We start from the raw sequence: 17,834 nt of genomic DNA, 5'->3' as shown, positions 1-17,834 counted from the left end.
TTCAATCAACTTATTTTTATAGTCCCTTAAGATAAGTAAACCATAGTCGAAGGTTTGCGTAATCTTCTGTAAGAAACAACCCCATCATTCAATTGAAATTGGATGAATAATATAAATCGAGAAAAATACATATCTGATTTTATATACGTTTGAGTGCAGATATGTGGACAGTTACAAAAAAGTCCACTGTGTCGACTAAAAACCGGATGTCTGGCAATGCACAAAAAAATACTGTTCCTGTGGGGTATAATCCTGTTTTTCCTCATTCTTCCACTGGCGGGAGGAAATGAGAATGTCACATCTGATGTCAACAATGAGAACCTGATCCTTCTAAAGGCCGGTCCTATACATACGGATACTTTTCCCATCGTATACGGCGAAGCAACTGATGAAGAACCTGCTGCATCGATCGCCTCATATTCAGTTGATATGGCAAACATTGATGACCGCCTCGAATGCTATTATATAGTACAGTTCAACGGACCCGTACTTGAAGAATGGAAAGAGGAACTTGCCGGGACCGGAGCCATGCTGTTTGATTATATCCCTAACAATGCTTTTATTGTAAGGATGAACCCCTCACAAAAAGAGCATATCGATTCCTTCGATTTTGTTAAATGGACAGGAAACTACAGGGCATCCTATAAACATCAGCTGGACATTACAACCAACAAGGATCTGCCAGCGATCTCATCTGCTGGCCCGGGATCTGAGCTGATAGTAGTCCTCTTTGATGAAGAAGAGAGCGAAAAGATCAGGGAAGAGATCGTTTCACTCGGCGCGGACATTATGGAGTACTCCGGTACTCTCCTGAGAATCAATATTCCCAGGGATATGATCGATGAGCTCGCGTCCATAGAAGGTATCTGCTGGATCGAAGAACATGAGGTGCCGATCGTTTTTAATGATGCTGCTGCAGGAATAATCAACGTTAATCAGGTGCACATCAATTACAGGCTGAACGGGACAGGGCAGATAGTTGCCGTGTGTGACACGGGGCTTGACACTGGTGTGAACGATAATACAATGCATACAGACATCAGAGGAAGAATAGTGGAAATCTTTGACCTAGTTGGTGATGGCGCTGAAGACCAGACAGGACATGGTACCCATGTGACGGGATCTCTGCTTGGGAACGGCATATCATCGAGTGGAAAGTATAAAGGCATGGTGCCGGAGGCAAAACTGGTATTCCAAGCTGCAGCTGATGATGCCGGGAATCTTACAGGTGTTCTGGCCAATCTGAGTGAACTTTTCCGGCAGGCGTATAATGAGGGAGCAAGAGTCCATACCAATAGCTGGGGTTACACAGGGGATAGCGGTAACTATAGCCTGGTTTCATCACAGGTTGACGCATTCATGTGGAATCACCCTGATATGCTGATACTCTTTTCTGCAGGTAACCAAGGAGTAGATACAAATAAGAACGGAGTAGTTGACCAAAACTCTATCACCCCTCCTGGAACGTCAAAGAACTGTATTACGGTTGGTGCTTCAGAGAACAATCGCTCTTCATTAACCTCAACAACTTGGGGGAGCTCTTACGGTTCTCCTATAAAAGAAGACATAAAGGCCAATAACATTGAAGGAATCGCTGCCATTAGTAGTCGTGGGCCAACAGATGACGGCAGGATAAAACCTGATATTGTTGCTCCGGGTACATATATAGCATCTACAAAATCCAGTATATCCAACCTCTATAGCATGCCTGGTTATCCGGAATATGCATATTCGACCGGCACCAGCATGTCCACTCCTCTGGTCGCAGGAGCAGCGGCACTTGTCAGACAATATTATACAGACAACGAGAAACTGACAAGCCCGAGCGCCGCATTGTTAAAAGCTACACTAATAAATGGCGCCCGCGACATGACCCCCGGACAGTATGGCACCGGAAATTATCAGGAAGTTCAAAGAAGGCCTGACAATTCTCAGGGATGGGGACGCGTTGATGTTGAGAACTCACTCTTCCCGGAGTATCCGAAGGTCATTGCATACTATGATAATAAGACAGGCATAGGAACTTCAGGAGCATGGACTACTAAATATAGTTATATTGAAGCAGGGAGCCCGTTGAGAGCAACACTTGTATGGACCGATTATCCTGCAAGTCTGCCTTCCTCAAAGGCACTTGTCAACGATCTGGATCTGAAGATCTCTGATTCCGCGAACACATATTACGGTAACAGCAGACCTGACCGTGTGAACAATGTAGAGGGAGTCGAGATCAAAAGTGCTACAGGTGGAGACTATACGGTCACAGTCAGCGGATACAACATCGTTGAACCGAAAGCTCAGCCAAAACAACCTTTCGCACTTGTTCTTTCTTTCACCTGCAATAACAATGAGTATCCTGCAGCAGGTTCTTCTACTGCCAACAGTACAACCATGATTTCAGCTGATGTCGTCCATCCTGGGGGAGTAAACAAAAGCTCCATACGTATGAGTATCAACGGTGCTCCCGTGCCTGTATCCTCGTTTGTGACTATAGATGGCGGCTACAGGATACAGTACAATGCAGCTACTCCTTACCAAAGCGGTGACTACAATGTATCTATCACAGCCCTGACGGCAAAAGGGCAGGCATTCTCTTACGGGTGGGACTTCAATGTTAAACCTGTTATTAAGGGTTTTAGTTTTTCCAAACTTAATCCTGCCGTGCCCGGTGTTATTAACGAGAATGCAAAAACCATTGCTCTTACAGTGCCTTACGGAACAGATTTGAAATCGCTGGTACCTTCAATAGTACACAATGCAGCCAGCGTTTCACCTGCTTCCGGGCTTGCACAGGACTTCACCAAACCCATAACATATATTGTAACATCTTCAGACGGAGCAAAACAGAGCTACGTAGTCACGGTAACAGTAGCTCCAAGTTCGGCCAGATCAATTACCAGCTTCAGATTCAACGGACTCGATCCGGATGTCGTGGGAGTCGTTAACGAAGCATCGAAGACAATAGTGTTAACAGTTCCCTATGGAACAAATGTTGAATCACTGGTACCGACCATTGAACACACAGGATCGGGCATATCTCCCAATAGCGGCGTGGCGCAGAACTTCACAAACCCAGTAGTGTACACAGTTACAGCCGCAGACAAGACTACGCAGAAATATACGGTTACTGTTGTCAAGACAGCGGCCCCGAGTACCAATGCAAACCTGGCCGCTCTGATGGTCAGTAAAGGTACATTGACCCCTACATTCAGTACTAACGCTATCTCTTACAATGTCAGCGTCGACTACAGAGTGAATTCAATTGACGTAACCGCAGTCCTCTCGGACTTGAAAGCATCGATGAAGATGAATGGTCAAGATGCAAACAGCGGTACGGCTAAAACAATTGCGCTTCAGCCAGCCGGAAGCAAGACTACTGTCACGGTTGCAGTGACCGCTGAGGACGCATCGGCCAAAAAGTCCTATACCATAGTCGTGAACAGGGCCGCTGCACCTATTGGGGACGCAAGCTATCTGATCACTGTGGCTCCGGTCACAGGTGGCACTGCGAATGTTACTGCCGATAAGTCCATAGCAAAAGCGGATGAAGCGGTGAATGTGACAATTGCCGGTATTGAGGCTGGCAAAAGGTTTTCCTCTATAAGTGTGACAGGTGACAGCGGAACCGTGCAGACAGGTACACTAAGCCCAGGGACCAGCTATTCATTTGTAATGCCGGCTGAGAACGTAACTGTGGGAGTTGTACTGACGGTGGAACAGTCCACATCAACTCCAGCATCCAGCAGTGGTGGAGGCGGTGGCGGAGGTTCAACCGGAGAAAAAGCCGAGAACATAGAACTGAAAGACGTAAGCTCCATCTTTGTCGGCAAGGACCTTGTGAGGTTCGATTTCAAGAATCCGGCTAACGATGTCCAGTATGTAGAGTATACATCCCTGAAGAACTCGGGAACCATAACTGCAACTGTTGAAGTGCTTAAGGGCAGGTCTTTTTTTGCCGGCTCTTCGCCTGAAGGAGTAATCTACAGGCACATCAACATCTGGCTCGGCAAAACAGGATATGCCACTGGATCTAACATAAAGGACCCCATAATTGTATTCAGAGTCGATAACGATTGGGTGAGCAGTAACAACATCGACCCGTCGTCCATTGCTCTGAACAGGTACGCAGACAATGCCTGGAACAGGCTCCCCACAGAGCAGACAGGCTCTGATGCAGACTACCTTTACTTCAGGGCAATAACACCGGGATTCTCTCCTTTTGCGATCACAGGCGAGAGCTTCCCTGAAGATACAGCACTGCATAGCACACCTGATGCCCTCTTCTCCACAGATTCGGCAGAAAGCGGGGTCGGCATTCAAAACAGTTCGGGCGACTCAAAAACAGATGTGGGCCAGCCTGAAAAAGCATTACCTGCTCTTTCTTTTACTGCCACACTGCTGATATTCGTCTTTGCCTGCTTCCTTCTCAGGGAGCAGTAACCCTTTTTTAGAACCTTTCTTTTTATGGCAGGTCCATTGCAGACAGCATTATTTTAAGTAATTGTATTGAGCAGTACAAATAAATATATTATTAATATTATACTCTGTGTAATATACAACCCGGGTGTAGGCTCATGCGCTCTAAAAACAAGATTCTCATTACGCTTATTCTGATAACTCTAACAACTTCCCTGTGTGCTGCAGGTGATACATATCATGCAGATCTCAATGATGGCAGTCTTCTGCTTTTGAGAGCAGGACACGTAAACACAGATATAATTGAAGGAAAGCCTGTGCAAAGTGCTGAGCCCGAATCCATGAATTACACCGTCCAATCCATAGAAGACTCGGGAAAATACTACATTGTACAGTTTACTGGTCCCACGCGATCGATGTGGAAACAGGATATTGAATCAAAAGGTGCTTCCATCTATGGTTATGTCCCAAATAACGCATTTGTTATGAAGATGAATGAGAGTGTAAAAAATCAGGTATATTCACTTGACTTTGTCAAGTGAATTGGAGAGTATAAGCCATCGTACAAATATATGCCTGAATCAATGGATGATAAGAATACATATGTCTCAGAAGCCGGGTCTGAAATTAAAAACACACACCATATAATCATCTTTTCTTCTGCAGATTATGAAAAGGTAGCCTCTGCAATAGCATCACTGGATGGAGATATCATGTCAGCTTCGGAAACTGTTCTGAAAGTACAAATTCCAGCTTCCAGGATACCTTATGTGGCTTCCATCGAAGAGGTCAGCTGGATCGAAGAGTATGTGCAACCTACTGTTCATAATGATATAGCTGCCAGTATTATTAAAGCGAGTGATACACGTGATAACTATTGGTTAACTGGTAACGGACAGATAGTAGCTGTGTGCGATACGGGACTTGACACTGGAAATAAGAATACAGTACATCTCGATCTTAGAGGAAGAGTATTAAAGATCATTGATTCAAAGGGTGACGGAAGCGTTGCTGATCAGAGTGGGCATGGGACCCATGTTGCAGGTTCCGTACTGGGTAATGGGGCACTTTCTGGCGGGCAGTATAGTGGAATGGCACCCGAAGCTAAGCTTGTGTTCCAGGCTGCCGGAGACGGTACCGCTTATCTGGCACTTCCAGATGACCTTTACGAGATGTTTTATGAAGCATATCTCCTTGGAGCAAGGATACACACCAATAGCTGGGGAGTATCATCGGATGGAGAATATACTGACTATTCTCAAGACATAGACCAATTCATGTGGGAACATCCTGACATGTTGATACTGTTCTCAGCAGGCAACAGTGGAAAAGATAGTAACGAAGATGGAGTAATAGATCAGAATTCAATTGGTTCACCGGGAACCGCTAAGAACTGCCTTACCATCGGTGCCTCGGAGAACGAGAGAGGAGATAACTTCGGGATAACTCCTTATCTTACCTGGGGAAGCGGTTCATGGATCTACTTCTTCCCTGTAAATCCAATAACTAATGACTACATGGCCAATAATAGAGAAGGCATAGCAGCCTTCAGCAGCCGTGGACCAACTAACGATAATCGAACCAAACCTGATTTAGTTGCTCCCGGAACATTCATAGTATCAACAAGATCAAGTCAAGCAACTGGTACAGGTTGGGGGGGCATTGACAATAATTATCTGTATATGGGTGGCACAAGCATGTCCACACCCATCACCGCCGGAGCTGCTGCACTTACCAGGCAATATTATACAGACATTGAAGGATTGGAAAATCCTAGTGCTGCACTGATAAAAGCTACTCTGATCAATGGTGCCTATGACATGACCCCCGGACAGTACGGCACCGGGAGTTATCAGGAAGTTCAAAGAAGGCCTGACAATTCTCAGGGCTGGGGTCGTGTCGACGTGGAAAATTCACTCTTTCCTCAAAACTCGGTGGTATTAAAATACCACGACAATCTGAGGTTAAATGATACCGGGGATTCGTGGAATGTAACATATAGCGTAAACTATTCAACGGAGCCCTTCCAGGCCACTCTTGTGTGGACTGATTATCCTGCAAGTCTACCTTCCTCAAAGGCACTTGTCAACGACCTTGATCTCGCAGTCATTGGACCAGCAGGCCCATACCTTGGAAACGGTGGAAGTGAACCTGACAATACGAACAACGTAGAATGCATAAATATACCCACCCCTGCTGTAGGAAATTATACAATCTATGTGAATGCTGCGAAGATTCATACGCAGCCGGAGCCGCAGAGTTTTTCCCTGGTCCTGTCATTCAAAGAAGATAATTATATCACCTTTCAGGGAATCACCGAAGATGAAGTAATCCAGTGCAACAACCCCAGTATCAACATAAAAAGTCACAAATACAGTGACATATGCTACAAAATCGACAGCGCAGTAAATTCTACTATGACCAGGGCGTATTATTTGAATACTACACTTAACCTTACAGACGGAAGCCACAATATAACAGTGTTTGCCCGTGAGATGGGAGGAGAGACAATCTCCACAGCCATCAACTTCACCGTGTTTACAAGCCAGCCTGCCATCACCTCACCGGCTTCCGGCACAGTATATTACCTGCCCGACAATACGTTTAACATAAGCGGCAATGCCGGAATAGCGACCAATGTCTCGGTTTATGTCAACGGGGAGATCAACAACAGTTATCATCCTGCCTCGAACGGAGCATTCAATATTGACAATATCCCACTTTTGAATGGTATAAATACCGTGGACATTACTTCCATCCTAAACTATTCCAATCAGAAGTATTTCAGTAATAACACCACGATATACCTGAGCGTGGGAGAGATCTTCCCTGCAGGTGGAAGCGATGAAGCAATGCTTCCGGTTCCCGGGATTGGGACTGTCCCCTACCCGCTCCTCAATTTCAACATAACAGGCACATCCGCCAATCCGGGAAGCCTGGCTGCGGCTGTTGTCAGAGGGCAGGACCCTTGCAGCGGATCCACTTTTACAGGCCCTGCTATTGATATCAGAGTGATGAATGACTCTGAGCCTGTGAGCACATACGAATTCAGGAAGAATGTCTCCCTTACCCTTGGATATGACCCGACTTTCGTGGGTAATGCAGACAAACTTGCTATTGCATGGTACGACCCTGTTGAAGAAAACTGGACGCCTTTCAGAAGTGCGGTTAACAGTTCCGCACATACCATTACCACAAACATCACCCACCTGAGCGTATATGCCCCTGTTGAGGACAATACTGCGCCTGTCATTACTGGTCTCTCAAGCTCAAGGACTACCACGTCAGTTACCCTTGCATGGAAAAACTCGGCTGATGCCGACCATGTGGAAATCAGAAGGAACGGCGCTCCACTCACTACCACTTCTGGCTCAACCCTGACTGACAGCGGCCTGCCACCGGGCACCACATGCACCTATAGCCTCAGGGCGATTGACTTCGTTGTCAACGTCGGTGAATGGTCCAATATCAGTGTAACAACAAGTCAGACCTCATCACCTGGCTCCGGAGGAGGTGGCGGAGGTTCCAGTGGAGAGAGCGCCGAGAACATCCTCTTCAAGGATGTGCTTGCAGTCAATACTATGAAAGATACGGTCACCACATTCGAGTTTGACAACGAGGTGAATGACATACAGTATATAAGGTACCTGTCACTGAAGAACTCGGGCAAGATAAGCACCACTATTGAAGTACTGAAGAACACTTCCGGCTTTGCAGCGAACGCAGCCCCGGACCTCACCTACAGGAATATCAATATCTGGGTCGGCAAGACAGGATATGCTACGGAGAACAATATAATGGAGCCTGTCATAGGTTTCCGTGTCAGCCAGGCCTGGGTTCTCAGTAACGCCATTGACCCCTATACAGTAAAGCTCAACAGGTACTCCGGCGGGGCTTGGGAGGAGCTTGCCACGGAACAGACGGGTTTCGATGACAACTACCTCTATTTCGAGGCAAAGACCCCCGGATTCTCACCTTTTGCCATTACGGGCAAACAGTTCGCCCTTGCCAGGCAGGGAAGAGAGCCTCAGGAACTATTACTGGATCTGGAAGGTAACATGGTATCTCTGACAGATGACGAAAACAATAGTGATAACACCGAAAAGGATATGCTTTCCGATACACTCCTGGGCCTCTCCGGCGTTGCACTTACATGTGCTTATATATTAAGACGAAGAGGACAGCAAAATTAATATTATGAAGCTGACCATTAAGCGCTGGAGAATAGATTTTGAAAGGAACAGTCCTTGGAATAGAGGGTACCGCATGGAATCTCAGCGCAGCCATAGTCAATGAGAAAGATGTCATTGCAGAAGCTACAGATATTTATAGCCCCGCTACCGGGGGCATCCATCCGCGTGAAGCTGCCCAGCACCATGCAAAGTATGCCTCCATGGTCATCAGGAAAGTGCTGGAAGGAGCAAAGGAGAAAGGAGTCTCACCTTCTGATATTGATGCCATCGCATTCTCCCGGGGACCGGGGCTCGGAGCATGCCTGCGCACTGTGGCAACGGCTGCAAGGACGCTGGCTATAACGTACGACGTGCCGCTTGTGGGCGTTAACCACTGTCTGGCCCACATAGAGGTAGGTCGCTGGAAAACACCTGCAAGGGACCCTGTGACCCTGTATGTCAGCGGTGCGAATTCCCAAGTGCTGGCTTACAGGATGGGAAGATACAGGGTTTTCGGCGAGACGCTGGATATCGGTCTTGGCAATGCGTTCGATAAGTTCGCACGCAGCGCGGGCTTAACTCATCCCGGTGGCCCCAAGATAGAGCAGCTTGCGAAGAAGTCCACGAATTACATACCTTTGCCCTATGTAGTAAAGGGTATGGATCTCTCCTTCTCAGGACTTTCCACAGCAGCCACTGAGGCACTCAAGAGTAATTCCCTTGAGGATGTGTGCTACTCACTGCAGGAAACTGCCTTTGCGATGATCGTGGAAGTCACCGAGCGGGCACTTGCGCATACCGGCAAGAGCGAGGTGTTGCTGGCAGGCGGGGTGGGAGCCAATATGAGACTCCGGGAAATGCTGGATATCATGTGCAATGACAGGAGAGTGTCATTCCATGTGCCTGAAAAAAGGTTCATGGGTGATAACGGGGCAATGATAGCTTATCTTGGCCTTCTGATGTACGAGGCAGGAGATGTCCTGAGTATAGAGAATTCTCATGTCAATCCTAATTTCAGGCCGGATGATGTGGATGTCACCTGGCTGGAGTGATCGGGATGGCTTTAAGAGTTGGCGATGGTATAATGGAGCTTACAAACGGTGCCGAAGCAAGTGTGAGAATGGAGAACGGGCTTGTGGTCAAGGAAAGGATCCCGAAAAGATACCGTCTTCCGGAGCTTGACGAGCGCATACGGAAGGAGAGGAACCGAGCCGAGAGCCGCATAATGTCAGAAGCAAGGCGCCTTGGAGTGCCTACGCCGATCATTCACGATGTGGAAAACTCGATGATCAGGATGCAGTACATTCCCGGAACAGCCCTGAAGCATGTGATCAACGAGGAACTGAGCGAGCGCCTAGGAGAGCTTGTAGGACTTCTTCATACAGGCGGCATCATACATGGAGACCTGACCACATCGAACCTGATATATTATAATGACAGGCTCTACATGATAGATTTCGGGCTGGCTTTCATGAGCCCGGCAGTAGAAGCAAGGGGAGTGGACGTGCATGTGCTGTTCCAGACCTTTGAGAGCACCCATCGCGACCACGAATCACTGGCCAAAGCTTTCTGCAGGGGTTACAGGCGCTCTTTTTCGGGTGCTGACGAGATACTTGAAAGGGTTACAGAAATAGAGAAGAGAGGAAGATATGCGTAAGATCGTTTTTGTTACACGTAACAAGGGAAAGTTAAGAGAGGCCATGGACATACTTACCTCAAAAGGCATAGAGGTCATCCAGAACAGTGATGGCTATCCGGAGCTGCAGGAGGATGAACTGGAACCCATAGCGGCCTATGGGGCCAGCTGGGCAGCCGGGAAGCTGGGCATGCCTGTCATGGTGGACGATTCCGGGCTCTTCATCAAAGCCCTTAACGGATTTCCCGGGCCGTATTCGGCTTTTGTGGAGGAGCATCTTGGCAACGGGCGAGTCCTCAAGCTCATGGAGGATGAGAAGGACAGAACCGCGGTCTTCAGGTCGGTGATAGGCTACTGCGAGCCTGGTAAGGAGCCGGTAGTATTTACCGGGACCGTGGAAGGAACTATTGCGCTTGAGGAGCGAGGGACAGGCGGATTTGGGTACGATCCCATTTTTGATTACAACGGGAAGACCTTCGGTGAGCTTGGAGACGAGGAGAAGAACAAGGTCTCACACCGCAGAAGAGCCCTCGACAAGTTCTGCGAGTGGCTTGACTGAAGGAGGAGATTCTGTAAAAAGGCAGGGAACCCTGCGTGATGCAAGAGCTATCGATACAGTTCCCCGGAAGATGGTGTTTTATCTGGTACTCACAGGAACCATCATCTTCCTTACACTGCTTCCTGGAACAGCATATCACCCTTTTTGCAGGATACCCTACTGAAGATCAGATCAACGGTCTTTCGGTGGAACTGCTCTCTATAGAGAATGGTCATGCGGAAAACCTTCTGGTCTCGGGAAGCATTGAAGGCTCTATGTGTATTGTCAGGCTGTTGCTGCCGGAAAAGGTAAGATTCCTTGCTATGGGCGTGGACCCTGACCCCGATGCAGACGGGAACCTGAGCAATTCCCTATGGCTGCCTGAGAATAATACCATCCCTGTCCGATATGACAGCGGGCATAGGAACCCGTTCATCATCAGCGGTGAGAACATAATGTTCAGGCAGGGAAGACTGCATGCAAAAGCTAGCGGGGTAATTGGCACATACTCGGTTCATGACAATATGGAATAGTCATTGAAAGACCGTTAATGGAGACTATGTTTTTGAACTGGTCCTTTCATACAGGAAATGTACCCCATCCCAGTTCTGATAAACTTGAGGTACTTGAGAGGATCATTTCCTGAAAGAGGAAAACGATCAAGGGAACATCTAAAAAGATGTCCTTAATACTTCAGCGAGATGTACTTGAGATCGAAGTATGCTCCGGGTGTTATAAAATCAAAGAACACCAGAGAACCTGCTTCGGGCCTGATCTGGACGGATACCTCTGTCCTGGGAGTTATACCCTCATAACCAAGGTCTTCCTCACCAAACACTTTGCGGACATCAACGACAATCTCCATGATGTCACCGGTCCTTAGTACAGGCTGGGTGGCCTTGAAAGTACTCTGGTCACGGATGCGCACCGGCTCAACAGAGAAATACTCTGCCGTGGGCTTGTGTATGGCAGCGCTGGTATCGGAGATGTCATACCTCACATTGGAAACATGAGCTCCATCTGACAGATAAATAATGATCTGCGACAGGTCCACATCCTCACTTCCAGGTCCAAGAGACACAGATATATGTAACTTCGTGACCTGCCCGTATTCAAGGGTATCGCTTACGATAACGATTCCTGCACTGCTGCCATTAATTGTAACGGGATAAGCCCCGGACTGGGTAAAACGGTGCTCAAAATAGGAACCATGTGATACCGAATCATTAACGCCATCCACAGATATGTAGAAAGCACCGTATTCGGATATCCACTCTACCACTGCGCCCTTATCAATATAGATAGTAGTAGCAGAGGGAGAACCACCACTTACGGTCACCGTGAAATAAGCCGCACGTTCGCCGTCCACACGATCAACACGCATGTTGGAAGCAACCTCTCTTGTTGTTTCAGTACCTGTCTGGGCAGCTTTTTGCTGGAGTACGCCGGAGGTCTTGATCAGAAGAGCTGATGCGACTGCCGCTACCAGTACCATGGAAATGAATATGATTAAGGTACCTATACCTACCTGTGCACGGTTGTCACTGTGCATTGACTGTTTTTGATTTGCTTTCGTGCGCTTCCCTCATCAAACGTTGTAGCAATCGTGTAACAGGAGTATATAGTTTATAGTATATTAATGCTGTTATTTAACCGTTGTCAGGTTTGGACATTAAGGACATTCTGCACTATAAACTGATTCTCAGCTGTCTCACATATATAATAAAATTGGTAATATATAAATAGTTGCATTTATTCAGACTATAAGAGAACAGCCATATCAGAAGAATCCGCCTTCTATCAATACAACACGGGCAGGTGCTGCATCGCAGCCCTCCAGTTTCAATGGAAGGCAGATGAAGTGATATGAACCTTCTGACACTTCGGAAACGTCAATATTCTCCAGGATGACAACGTTGTTTTCCAGAAAGAGCCTGTGATTGTCCAGAGAAGTGCCCGCGTCCACAGAAAGAGTATCCGTACCAATAAGCTTGAACCCCTGCTCTGCCACCCAGATCCCTGCGTCAGGCATGAGTCCGCGGATACCTGTGTCGTGACCATTTGTGCTTTGGCACATGCCATTACTGACCCTGCGGGTCTTTAGCAGCAGGATGTCAACACCTGTTGTGTTCTCAGCACACGAGTTCATGAAAGCTGCCTTCAGTTCCCTTTGAGAGATATCGGCGGTCCCATCGGAGAGGTCCAGGACAAGTGCTTTACCTATCATGGAGCTGAGAGGGACCCGGTCAATACTTAGCCCATTTTCAAAGATGTGAGCTGGTGAGTCCACGTGCGTTCCTGTATGGGTCCCGAATGTTACCCTTGAGACCGCATACCCTTCGGACGGTATTGAAGAAACAGCTTCTATCCGGGTTTCAGGGTCGCCCGGAAATACCGGGGTGTCCCTTGAGATACCTACAGTGATGTCGAGTATCCTGCCATGCATGCTGCACTCCCGGCTGAGACGATCTGGGTGCTTAATATTTCAGGAAGCGCAGGGAATTGTCCAGCACCCCGTTAGCCTGCTTTTCCGTAAGTCCGGAGCCCATGGCAACTTTCCTGGCATAGTCCCGGGTAATAAGATTCTCAGGGCTGTGGGCGTCGGTGTCCACTACCAGTATCGCGCCGGCTTCCATACCTATGCGTGCGACATGGCCGTTAGTCCTGTTATGGCCGTTGCGTGCGGTGATCTCAAGACATACATCATTATCACATGCGGCTTCAGCCTCTTCAATTGTTATGAATCCCGGATGGGCAAGGATATCCACGTCGCTCAGTTCCACTGCCGCAGCATTGGTTCCCGGCATGACAGGCTCGCTGAGGGTCTCACCGTGGACCACAACGATCTCCGCTCCAAGCTGCCTGGATTTCCTTGCCAGGGCCGCTATCCTGGCAGGCGGCACGTGAGTGATCTCGACACCCACCAGCACCCGGATATCGTACTCATCCTCCAGGTACTTGGCCTTTTTAACATTGCTTATGACATGCTCCACGTTGGAGAAGTCAACATGATCAGTGATGCCTATCGCCCTGTAGCCATGGACCACAGCCCTCCTTACAAGCTCGCTGGGTATAAGCTCTCCGTCACTGAAAATCGTATGGGTATGCATATCTATCATGACAACACCTCAAGGATATTTTGTTTAGTATATGCCTGCCTATGCTTTCCACTTAAATAAACCCATTCATAGAAGCAGGACTTCATATGCTGTCAGCTTAGAGGCTTTTATAGGCCCTGGCGATATTAGCCAGAACACCCTTATGCTCTACCGGAAAGAGGTCTATGGTAAAGACCTTCAAGGATTCGCGATAGGCATTCACAGACTTCTCAATGTTCTCAGACCTGTCCCTGGTCGCGGATAACTCGAAATAGGCATTTCCCAGGTTATTCTGGACTGTGACATACTCTACCGGATTGTTCTCCAGGGTAAGTACCTCAAGGGCATTGTTGTAGGAAATTATAGCCAGGTTAAGCTTATCAGGACTGCCCTCCATGCGAGCCATCTCCATGTAGAGGTTACCAAGGTTGTTCTGCACGCCTGCATATTCCTGCGGGTAGGTGTCTTTCCTGAAGACCCTCAGCGATTCATTATAGAAGCCGATAGCTTCAGAAAGTGTATTCGTTTCCCCGCCTGAAAGGCCCTTCTTCCTGTATGCGTTCCCAAGCTTATTATTTGCTGAGGCGTAATATACCGGGTCCCTTGCAAAGGTGTAGTAACTGAGAGACTCCTTGTAAGCGGTTATTGAAGTGTCCAGCCTTTCAGGATCGCCGCTTGAATCATATAATCGGAGATATGCATCTCCAAGGCTATACTGTACAAGAGCATGCTCTGCAGGGCTGCCTTCCTTTGAGAAGAATGCGAGTGCATTTGAATAAGAAGAGATACTGTTCTGAAGGTTGGCGGAAGTGTTCCCATACAGGGCCATCTCTTCATATATCTTTCCAAGATGGTAATGGGTCATTGCATACTCATCAGGATAGTCGGACGAGGAGATGATCCCAAAAACGCTGTTATATGTACTGACCGCGCTCCCGAAATCCTTTTGTTGCCTGTGGATCAGGGCCTGCTCCCACCGTGCCTCCACCTCGGCGGATGTGCGCTTCTTTGAGTAATCGCCAATGAAGATGCAGCCTGTCAGAATAACGAGGACGATTAGAATGGCCAGGATGCTGCGTTTGGGAACACCTTTTGAGAACAGTTCTTCCAGTGCCATCGATGATATTCACCCGGACATTACCGAAACAGGCTCAGAGCAATTGACAGAGCAACTGATATAAGAGGATATGGATGAGATGGTATAAAAACAATATTTATTTATTCACCTTTCTGCCCCATGACCTTAGCAAATGCGAAATTCGGCTTCACATCTTCGATCTTTATGCGCACATTGTCGCCTACTTTGACATCCTTCACGAAGACCACGAAATTATCGATCAGCACTGCACCGTCACCGCTTGCGCCAAGCTCGTTTATTTCCACATCGAACTCATCGCCTTTGCGGACAGGAGATGTGAGGAACTTTTTCCCGACAACATATATCTCTGCGCTCTGGGAGCGGGACGCATCCGGGGTATAGGAGTGTACGTAGGAGAAATTCCTGCCCACCCTGTCAACGAAATCCTTGAACATGTCGCCCTGGAAGACCTTGACAACAAAGTTGCCGCCAGGCTTGAGGATCTTCTTGGCGCAGCCAAGGGCCGAAGTGGTCAGGTCTATGGATTTTGCATGGTCCAGGCTCCAGTTGCCTGAAAGATTGGGGGCGGCATCACAGATAACGACATCAGCACCTCTTACACCTACCATTCCCACTATTTTCTCAATGGTCCTGTCGGAGGTGATGTCACCTTTTATTGTTTCGATACCTTCGATAGGAGAGATCTTCTGCAGGTCCACTCCAATGACCCTTCCGCCGGAGATCTGTTTTGCAACCTCGAGCCAGCCTCCCGGTGCAGCTCCCAGGTCGACCACGGTATCTCCCTGCTTAATGATATGATGTTTCTCGTTGATCTGGAAAAGCTTATAGGATGCCCGTGAACGAAAGCCCTCATCCTTGGCCCTCCAGTAATACTTGTCTCGTCTGTCTCTTGCCATATGGATCTGTTAGCCTGATTAAATCCAAGTATCAAATACCTTGTGCAGCCCTGAGATCCTCAAGCTTCATGCTAAGATCCTGCAGTTCATCTTCCATGTCGCCCATTCCATCAGGCAGCCAGGAATCGTAATCGTAGTAGAGATTTAGCAGATTGCTGTACCGCTCGGAAAGACAGGATAGCTCTTTTTCAGCCGGCCTGCCTCCGGGGAGAGAGGAGATGTCCTCGCTCATTTGCATAGCCTTAGCGTGCAGGCTTGCAGAAAAGCGTGATGAGACCTTTTCCCAGTCCACTTCCTTTTTTGTGATCATGAGGATATCGATGGCCTCACTCAGCTCGAATGGAACATCAGGGAACGCATTCGGACCGGGAATATAACAGGCCGGTCCCTCAGTGCCACCATCCGATGCTGCCTTTTGTGCTGACGTGGGACGAATCTCAGCAGGGCCTATGAGTTCGAGCAGATGCTCATCAAGTGCCTCGCGGCACATCTGAGTGATAATGTCCGGCGAGAAATCCTCCTTCCTGATAAAAGATATCTCCTGTGCCACGGAGCACACTTCCTTCTCGCTTAAAGCGCCAAGCGCATCAATTATACCTGACAGTTCATCCTTTGTGATCATGGGGTTCGCCTCAGCCTATCTTCTATCTGGTCGCCTGCTCTCAGTACACACTCACAACTTGTAACGTCTCAGAACGAGCATTTGCTTCATTATCTCATTGATATTATGTTTTTCAATACGCACATCTGCAGACGACACCAGCCGCGGTGTATCTTCCGCCACACCTGAGCTTATCGCCTTTGCCAGCTGTTCATCGCCTCCGAGCAGGAAGTAATCAGGAGCCACCTGCAGGGACCCAAGCAGCTTTATAAGGGCAGCCCGTGCCTTTTCAGCATGATGAACCACTTCCTCATCCCGGAGTCGCTCAAATCGCCTCTGGCTGAATCCCCCTTTCGAGTGCTTGGACTTAACGTTGCTCCGGACAAGTTCGTAGAAGTCTGTCTCCCCCGAGTCGCGGGAGTAAGCTACAAGGGACTCGCCTGCATGGGCGACAATCACCAGGGCTGCTTCCTCCCGCTCTATCAGCTTCAGCAAAGGCTCCACATTGAAAGAGCTCCCTGCAGACCATTCAGCATGTCCTACCTGGAACGGGGGGACAAGCAACTCGTTGACCAAGTGACCCGGGTCATAGAAAAGCACCCATCCTGTGGAAGAGTCAGTTCTCTGGATAAGCTGCAGAGCCTCCGGGTCGATCAGGGCTGCAGGCATATCTCTGTATGCCTCCCCTGACAGGGATCTCCCGGGAGGCATGTATGCTGTCAGCAGGTCAGCAGAGGATGACCTTAATGAGGATAAGGACTGCAAGTGATCCTTTGCCCTGCGCAGGGAGAGAGTTTCGACAAGCCTGTAGCCTGCCTGCGAAGGAGCGGAACCCTTATGGGACTCAAGCTCGTGCTCAAGGGTGACGATTCTCACTTCTGCGGCATTAAGGCTCTCTTCCGCAGCTTGCTTTGCTGCCACAGCTCTCTTTTCACTCTCAGCACACTTATCCATGCGCTTTTGCAGGATGCCTGCCTCCGCTTCGAGTTCAGCTATACGTGAGTTCAGCCGGCTGATCTCTTCCTCCAGCTTTTCCTTCCCCGTATACCTGCTGAATAGGGAATTGATGTTGCCCGTAAGTTTGCCTTTTTCAGGCTTGCCCTGTTCTGCCATCAAAACATCAATAGAAATTTCTATATAAAAAGCCTATCTATCCCTGTTCCTTTCCCGGTTAGCGGGAGCATCACCTTTGCAAACAGAAGCAGACCCGCTGGGGGATATGAGGGCTCCTGCATAAAGAATACAAACCGGCAGAATCCGGCCACAGCGCCTTTACTGTTTCATGATATCCATGCAATTGTTCACACGACCCTGTTGTTATCAACTTTGTATCCAGCTACTGGATAGTTAATTCCGGCGAATGCAAGGCAGGAAAAAAAGG

At 48.3% G+C, this 17,834-nt stretch carries 14 protein-coding genes; 7 read left to right on the top strand and 7 right to left on the bottom strand.

Annotated features, from left to right (window positions below; genetic code table 11):
• Window positions 1-216 precede the first annotated feature (216 nt).
• The 7 genes from PV02_RS03125 to PV02_RS03095 all read left to right on the top strand — a co-directional run bounded on the left by PV02_RS03125 (window position 217) and on the right by PV02_RS03095 (window position 11,292).
• A complete protein-coding gene (locus PV02_RS03125) occupies window positions 217-4,437 on the top strand; it encodes a PGF-pre-PGF domain-containing protein (RefSeq protein ID WP_256621903.1) in 4,221 nt (1,406 codons plus the stop codon).
• A gap of 134 nt (window positions 4,438-4,571) precedes the next feature.
• Complete coding sequence (locus tag PV02_RS03120) at window positions 4,572-4,955, top strand: hypothetical protein (RefSeq protein WP_256621902.1); 384 nt, start codon at window positions 4,572-4,574, stop codon at window positions 4,953-4,955.
• A 171-nt stretch (window positions 4,956-5,126) separates the two neighbouring features.
• Complete coding sequence (locus tag PV02_RS03115) at window positions 5,127-8,606, top strand: PGF-pre-PGF domain-containing protein (protein WP_256621901.1); 3,480 nt, start codon at window positions 5,127-5,129, stop codon at window positions 8,604-8,606.
• A gap of 38 nt (window positions 8,607-8,644) precedes the next feature.
• Window positions 8,645-9,637, top strand: coding sequence for a bifunctional N(6)-L-threonylcarbamoyladenine synthase/serine/threonine protein kinase (locus PV02_RS03110; RefSeq protein ID WP_256621900.1), 993 nt, complete (start codon window positions 8,645-8,647; stop codon window positions 9,635-9,637).
• Window positions 9,638-9,642: 5 nt separating this feature from the next.
• Complete coding sequence (locus PV02_RS03105; RefSeq protein ID WP_256621899.1) at window positions 9,643-10,242, top strand: Kae1-associated kinase Bud32; 600 nt, start codon at window positions 9,643-9,645, stop codon at window positions 10,240-10,242.
• On the top strand, window positions 10,235-10,780 hold the full coding sequence (locus PV02_RS03100) for an XTP/dITP diphosphatase (protein WP_256621898.1): 546 nt from the start codon (window positions 10,235-10,237) through the stop codon (window positions 10,778-10,780). Before PV02_RS03105 ends, PV02_RS03100 begins: the two co-directional genes overlap by 8 nt.
• A 35-nt stretch (window positions 10,781-10,815) precedes the next feature.
• Complete coding sequence (locus tag PV02_RS03095; RefSeq protein WP_256621897.1) at window positions 10,816-11,292, top strand: hypothetical protein; 477 nt, start codon at window positions 10,816-10,818, stop codon at window positions 11,290-11,292.
• A gap of 152 nt (window positions 11,293-11,444) precedes the next feature.
• Here PV02_RS03095 and PV02_RS03090 read toward each other — a convergent pair whose 3' ends face one another.
• The 7 genes from PV02_RS03090 to PV02_RS03060 all read right to left on the bottom strand — a co-directional run bounded on the left by PV02_RS03090 (window position 11,445) and on the right by PV02_RS03060 (window position 17,566).
• Window positions 11,445-12,311 carry an archaellin/type IV pilin N-terminal domain-containing protein gene (locus tag PV02_RS03090; RefSeq protein WP_256621896.1) on the bottom strand — a complete coding sequence of 289 codons (867 nt, stop codon included), beginning with the start codon at window positions 12,309-12,311 and terminating at the stop codon, window positions 11,445-11,447.
• A gap of 228 nt (window positions 12,312-12,539) precedes the next feature.
• On the bottom strand, window positions 12,540-13,205 hold the full coding sequence (locus PV02_RS03085) for a cyclase family protein (RefSeq protein ID WP_256621895.1): 666 nt from the start codon (window positions 13,203-13,205) through the stop codon (window positions 12,540-12,542).
• A gap of 31 nt (window positions 13,206-13,236) precedes the next feature.
• Window positions 13,237-13,878, bottom strand: coding sequence for a histidinol phosphate phosphatase domain-containing protein (locus PV02_RS03080; protein ID WP_256621894.1), 642 nt, complete (start codon window positions 13,876-13,878; stop codon window positions 13,237-13,239).
• Window positions 13,879-13,975: 97 nt separating this feature from the next.
• The gene (locus PV02_RS03075; protein ID WP_256621893.1) at window positions 13,976-14,974 is read right to left on the bottom strand and encodes a tetratricopeptide repeat protein; all 999 of its coding nucleotides are present in this window, start codon (window positions 14,972-14,974) and stop codon (window positions 13,976-13,978) included.
• 101 nt (window positions 14,975-15,075) lie between these two features.
• Window positions 15,076-15,852: an SAM-dependent methyltransferase gene (locus tag PV02_RS03070; RefSeq protein WP_256621892.1), complete on the bottom strand. Its 777-nt coding sequence runs from the start codon at window positions 15,850-15,852 to the stop codon at window positions 15,076-15,078.
• Window positions 15,853-15,883: 31 nt separating this feature from the next.
• Window positions 15,884-16,474 carry a DUF7109 family protein gene (locus PV02_RS03065; protein WP_256621891.1) on the bottom strand — a complete coding sequence of 197 codons (591 nt, stop codon included), beginning with the start codon at window positions 16,472-16,474 and terminating at the stop codon, window positions 15,884-15,886.
• A gap of 51 nt (window positions 16,475-16,525) precedes the next feature.
• The gene (locus tag PV02_RS03060; RefSeq protein ID WP_256621890.1) at window positions 16,526-17,566 is read right to left on the bottom strand and encodes a Vms1/Ankzf1 family peptidyl-tRNA hydrolase; all 1,041 of its coding nucleotides are present in this window, start codon (window positions 17,564-17,566) and stop codon (window positions 16,526-16,528) included.
• Window positions 17,567-17,834 lie beyond the last annotated feature (268 nt).

The sequence above is a fragment of the Methanolobus chelungpuianus genome, assembly GCF_024500045.1.
Lineage (GTDB): Archaea > Halobacteriota > Methanosarcinia > Methanosarcinales > Methanosarcinaceae > Methanolobus > Methanolobus chelungpuianus.
Note: the sequence above shows the minus strand (reverse complement) of the source record. Positions and strands in the feature narration are given on the sequence as shown.

Coding starts and splice junctions, on each gene's coding strand:
- PV02_RS03065 (WP_256621891.1), bottom strand. CDS start 16,474: ATGATCACAAAGGATGAACTGTCAGGTATAATTGATGCGCTTGGCGCT.
- PV02_RS03090 (WP_256621896.1), bottom strand. CDS start 12,311: ATGCACAGTGACAACCGTGCACAGGTAGGTATAGGTACCTTAATCATA.
- PV02_RS03125 (WP_256621903.1), top strand. CDS start 217: ATGCACAAAAAAATACTGTTCCTGTGGGGTATAATCCTGTTTTTCCTC.
- PV02_RS03075 (WP_256621893.1), bottom strand. CDS start 14,974: ATGGCACTGGAAGAACTGTTCTCAAAAGGTGTTCCCAAACGCAGCATC.
- PV02_RS03105 (WP_256621899.1), top strand. CDS start 9,643: ATGGCTTTAAGAGTTGGCGATGGTATAATGGAGCTTACAAACGGTGCC.
- PV02_RS03100 (WP_256621898.1), top strand. CDS start 10,235: ATGCGTAAGATCGTTTTTGTTACACGTAACAAGGGAAAGTTAAGAGAG.
- PV02_RS03070 (WP_256621892.1), bottom strand. CDS start 15,852: ATGGCAAGAGACAGACGAGACAAGTATTACTGGAGGGCCAAGGATGAG.
- PV02_RS03120 (WP_256621902.1), top strand. CDS start 4,572: ATGCGCTCTAAAAACAAGATTCTCATTACGCTTATTCTGATAACTCTA.
- PV02_RS03060 (WP_256621890.1), bottom strand. CDS start 17,566: ATGGCAGAACAGGGCAAGCCTGAAAAAGGCAAACTTACGGGCAACATC.
- PV02_RS03085 (WP_256621895.1), bottom strand. CDS start 13,205: ATGCATGGCAGGATACTCGACATCACTGTAGGTATCTCAAGGGACACC.
- PV02_RS03115 (WP_256621901.1), top strand. CDS start 5,127: ATGTCAGCTTCGGAAACTGTTCTGAAAGTACAAATTCCAGCTTCCAGG.
- PV02_RS03080 (WP_256621894.1), bottom strand. CDS start 13,878: ATGATAGATATGCATACCCATACGATTTTCAGTGACGGAGAGCTTATA.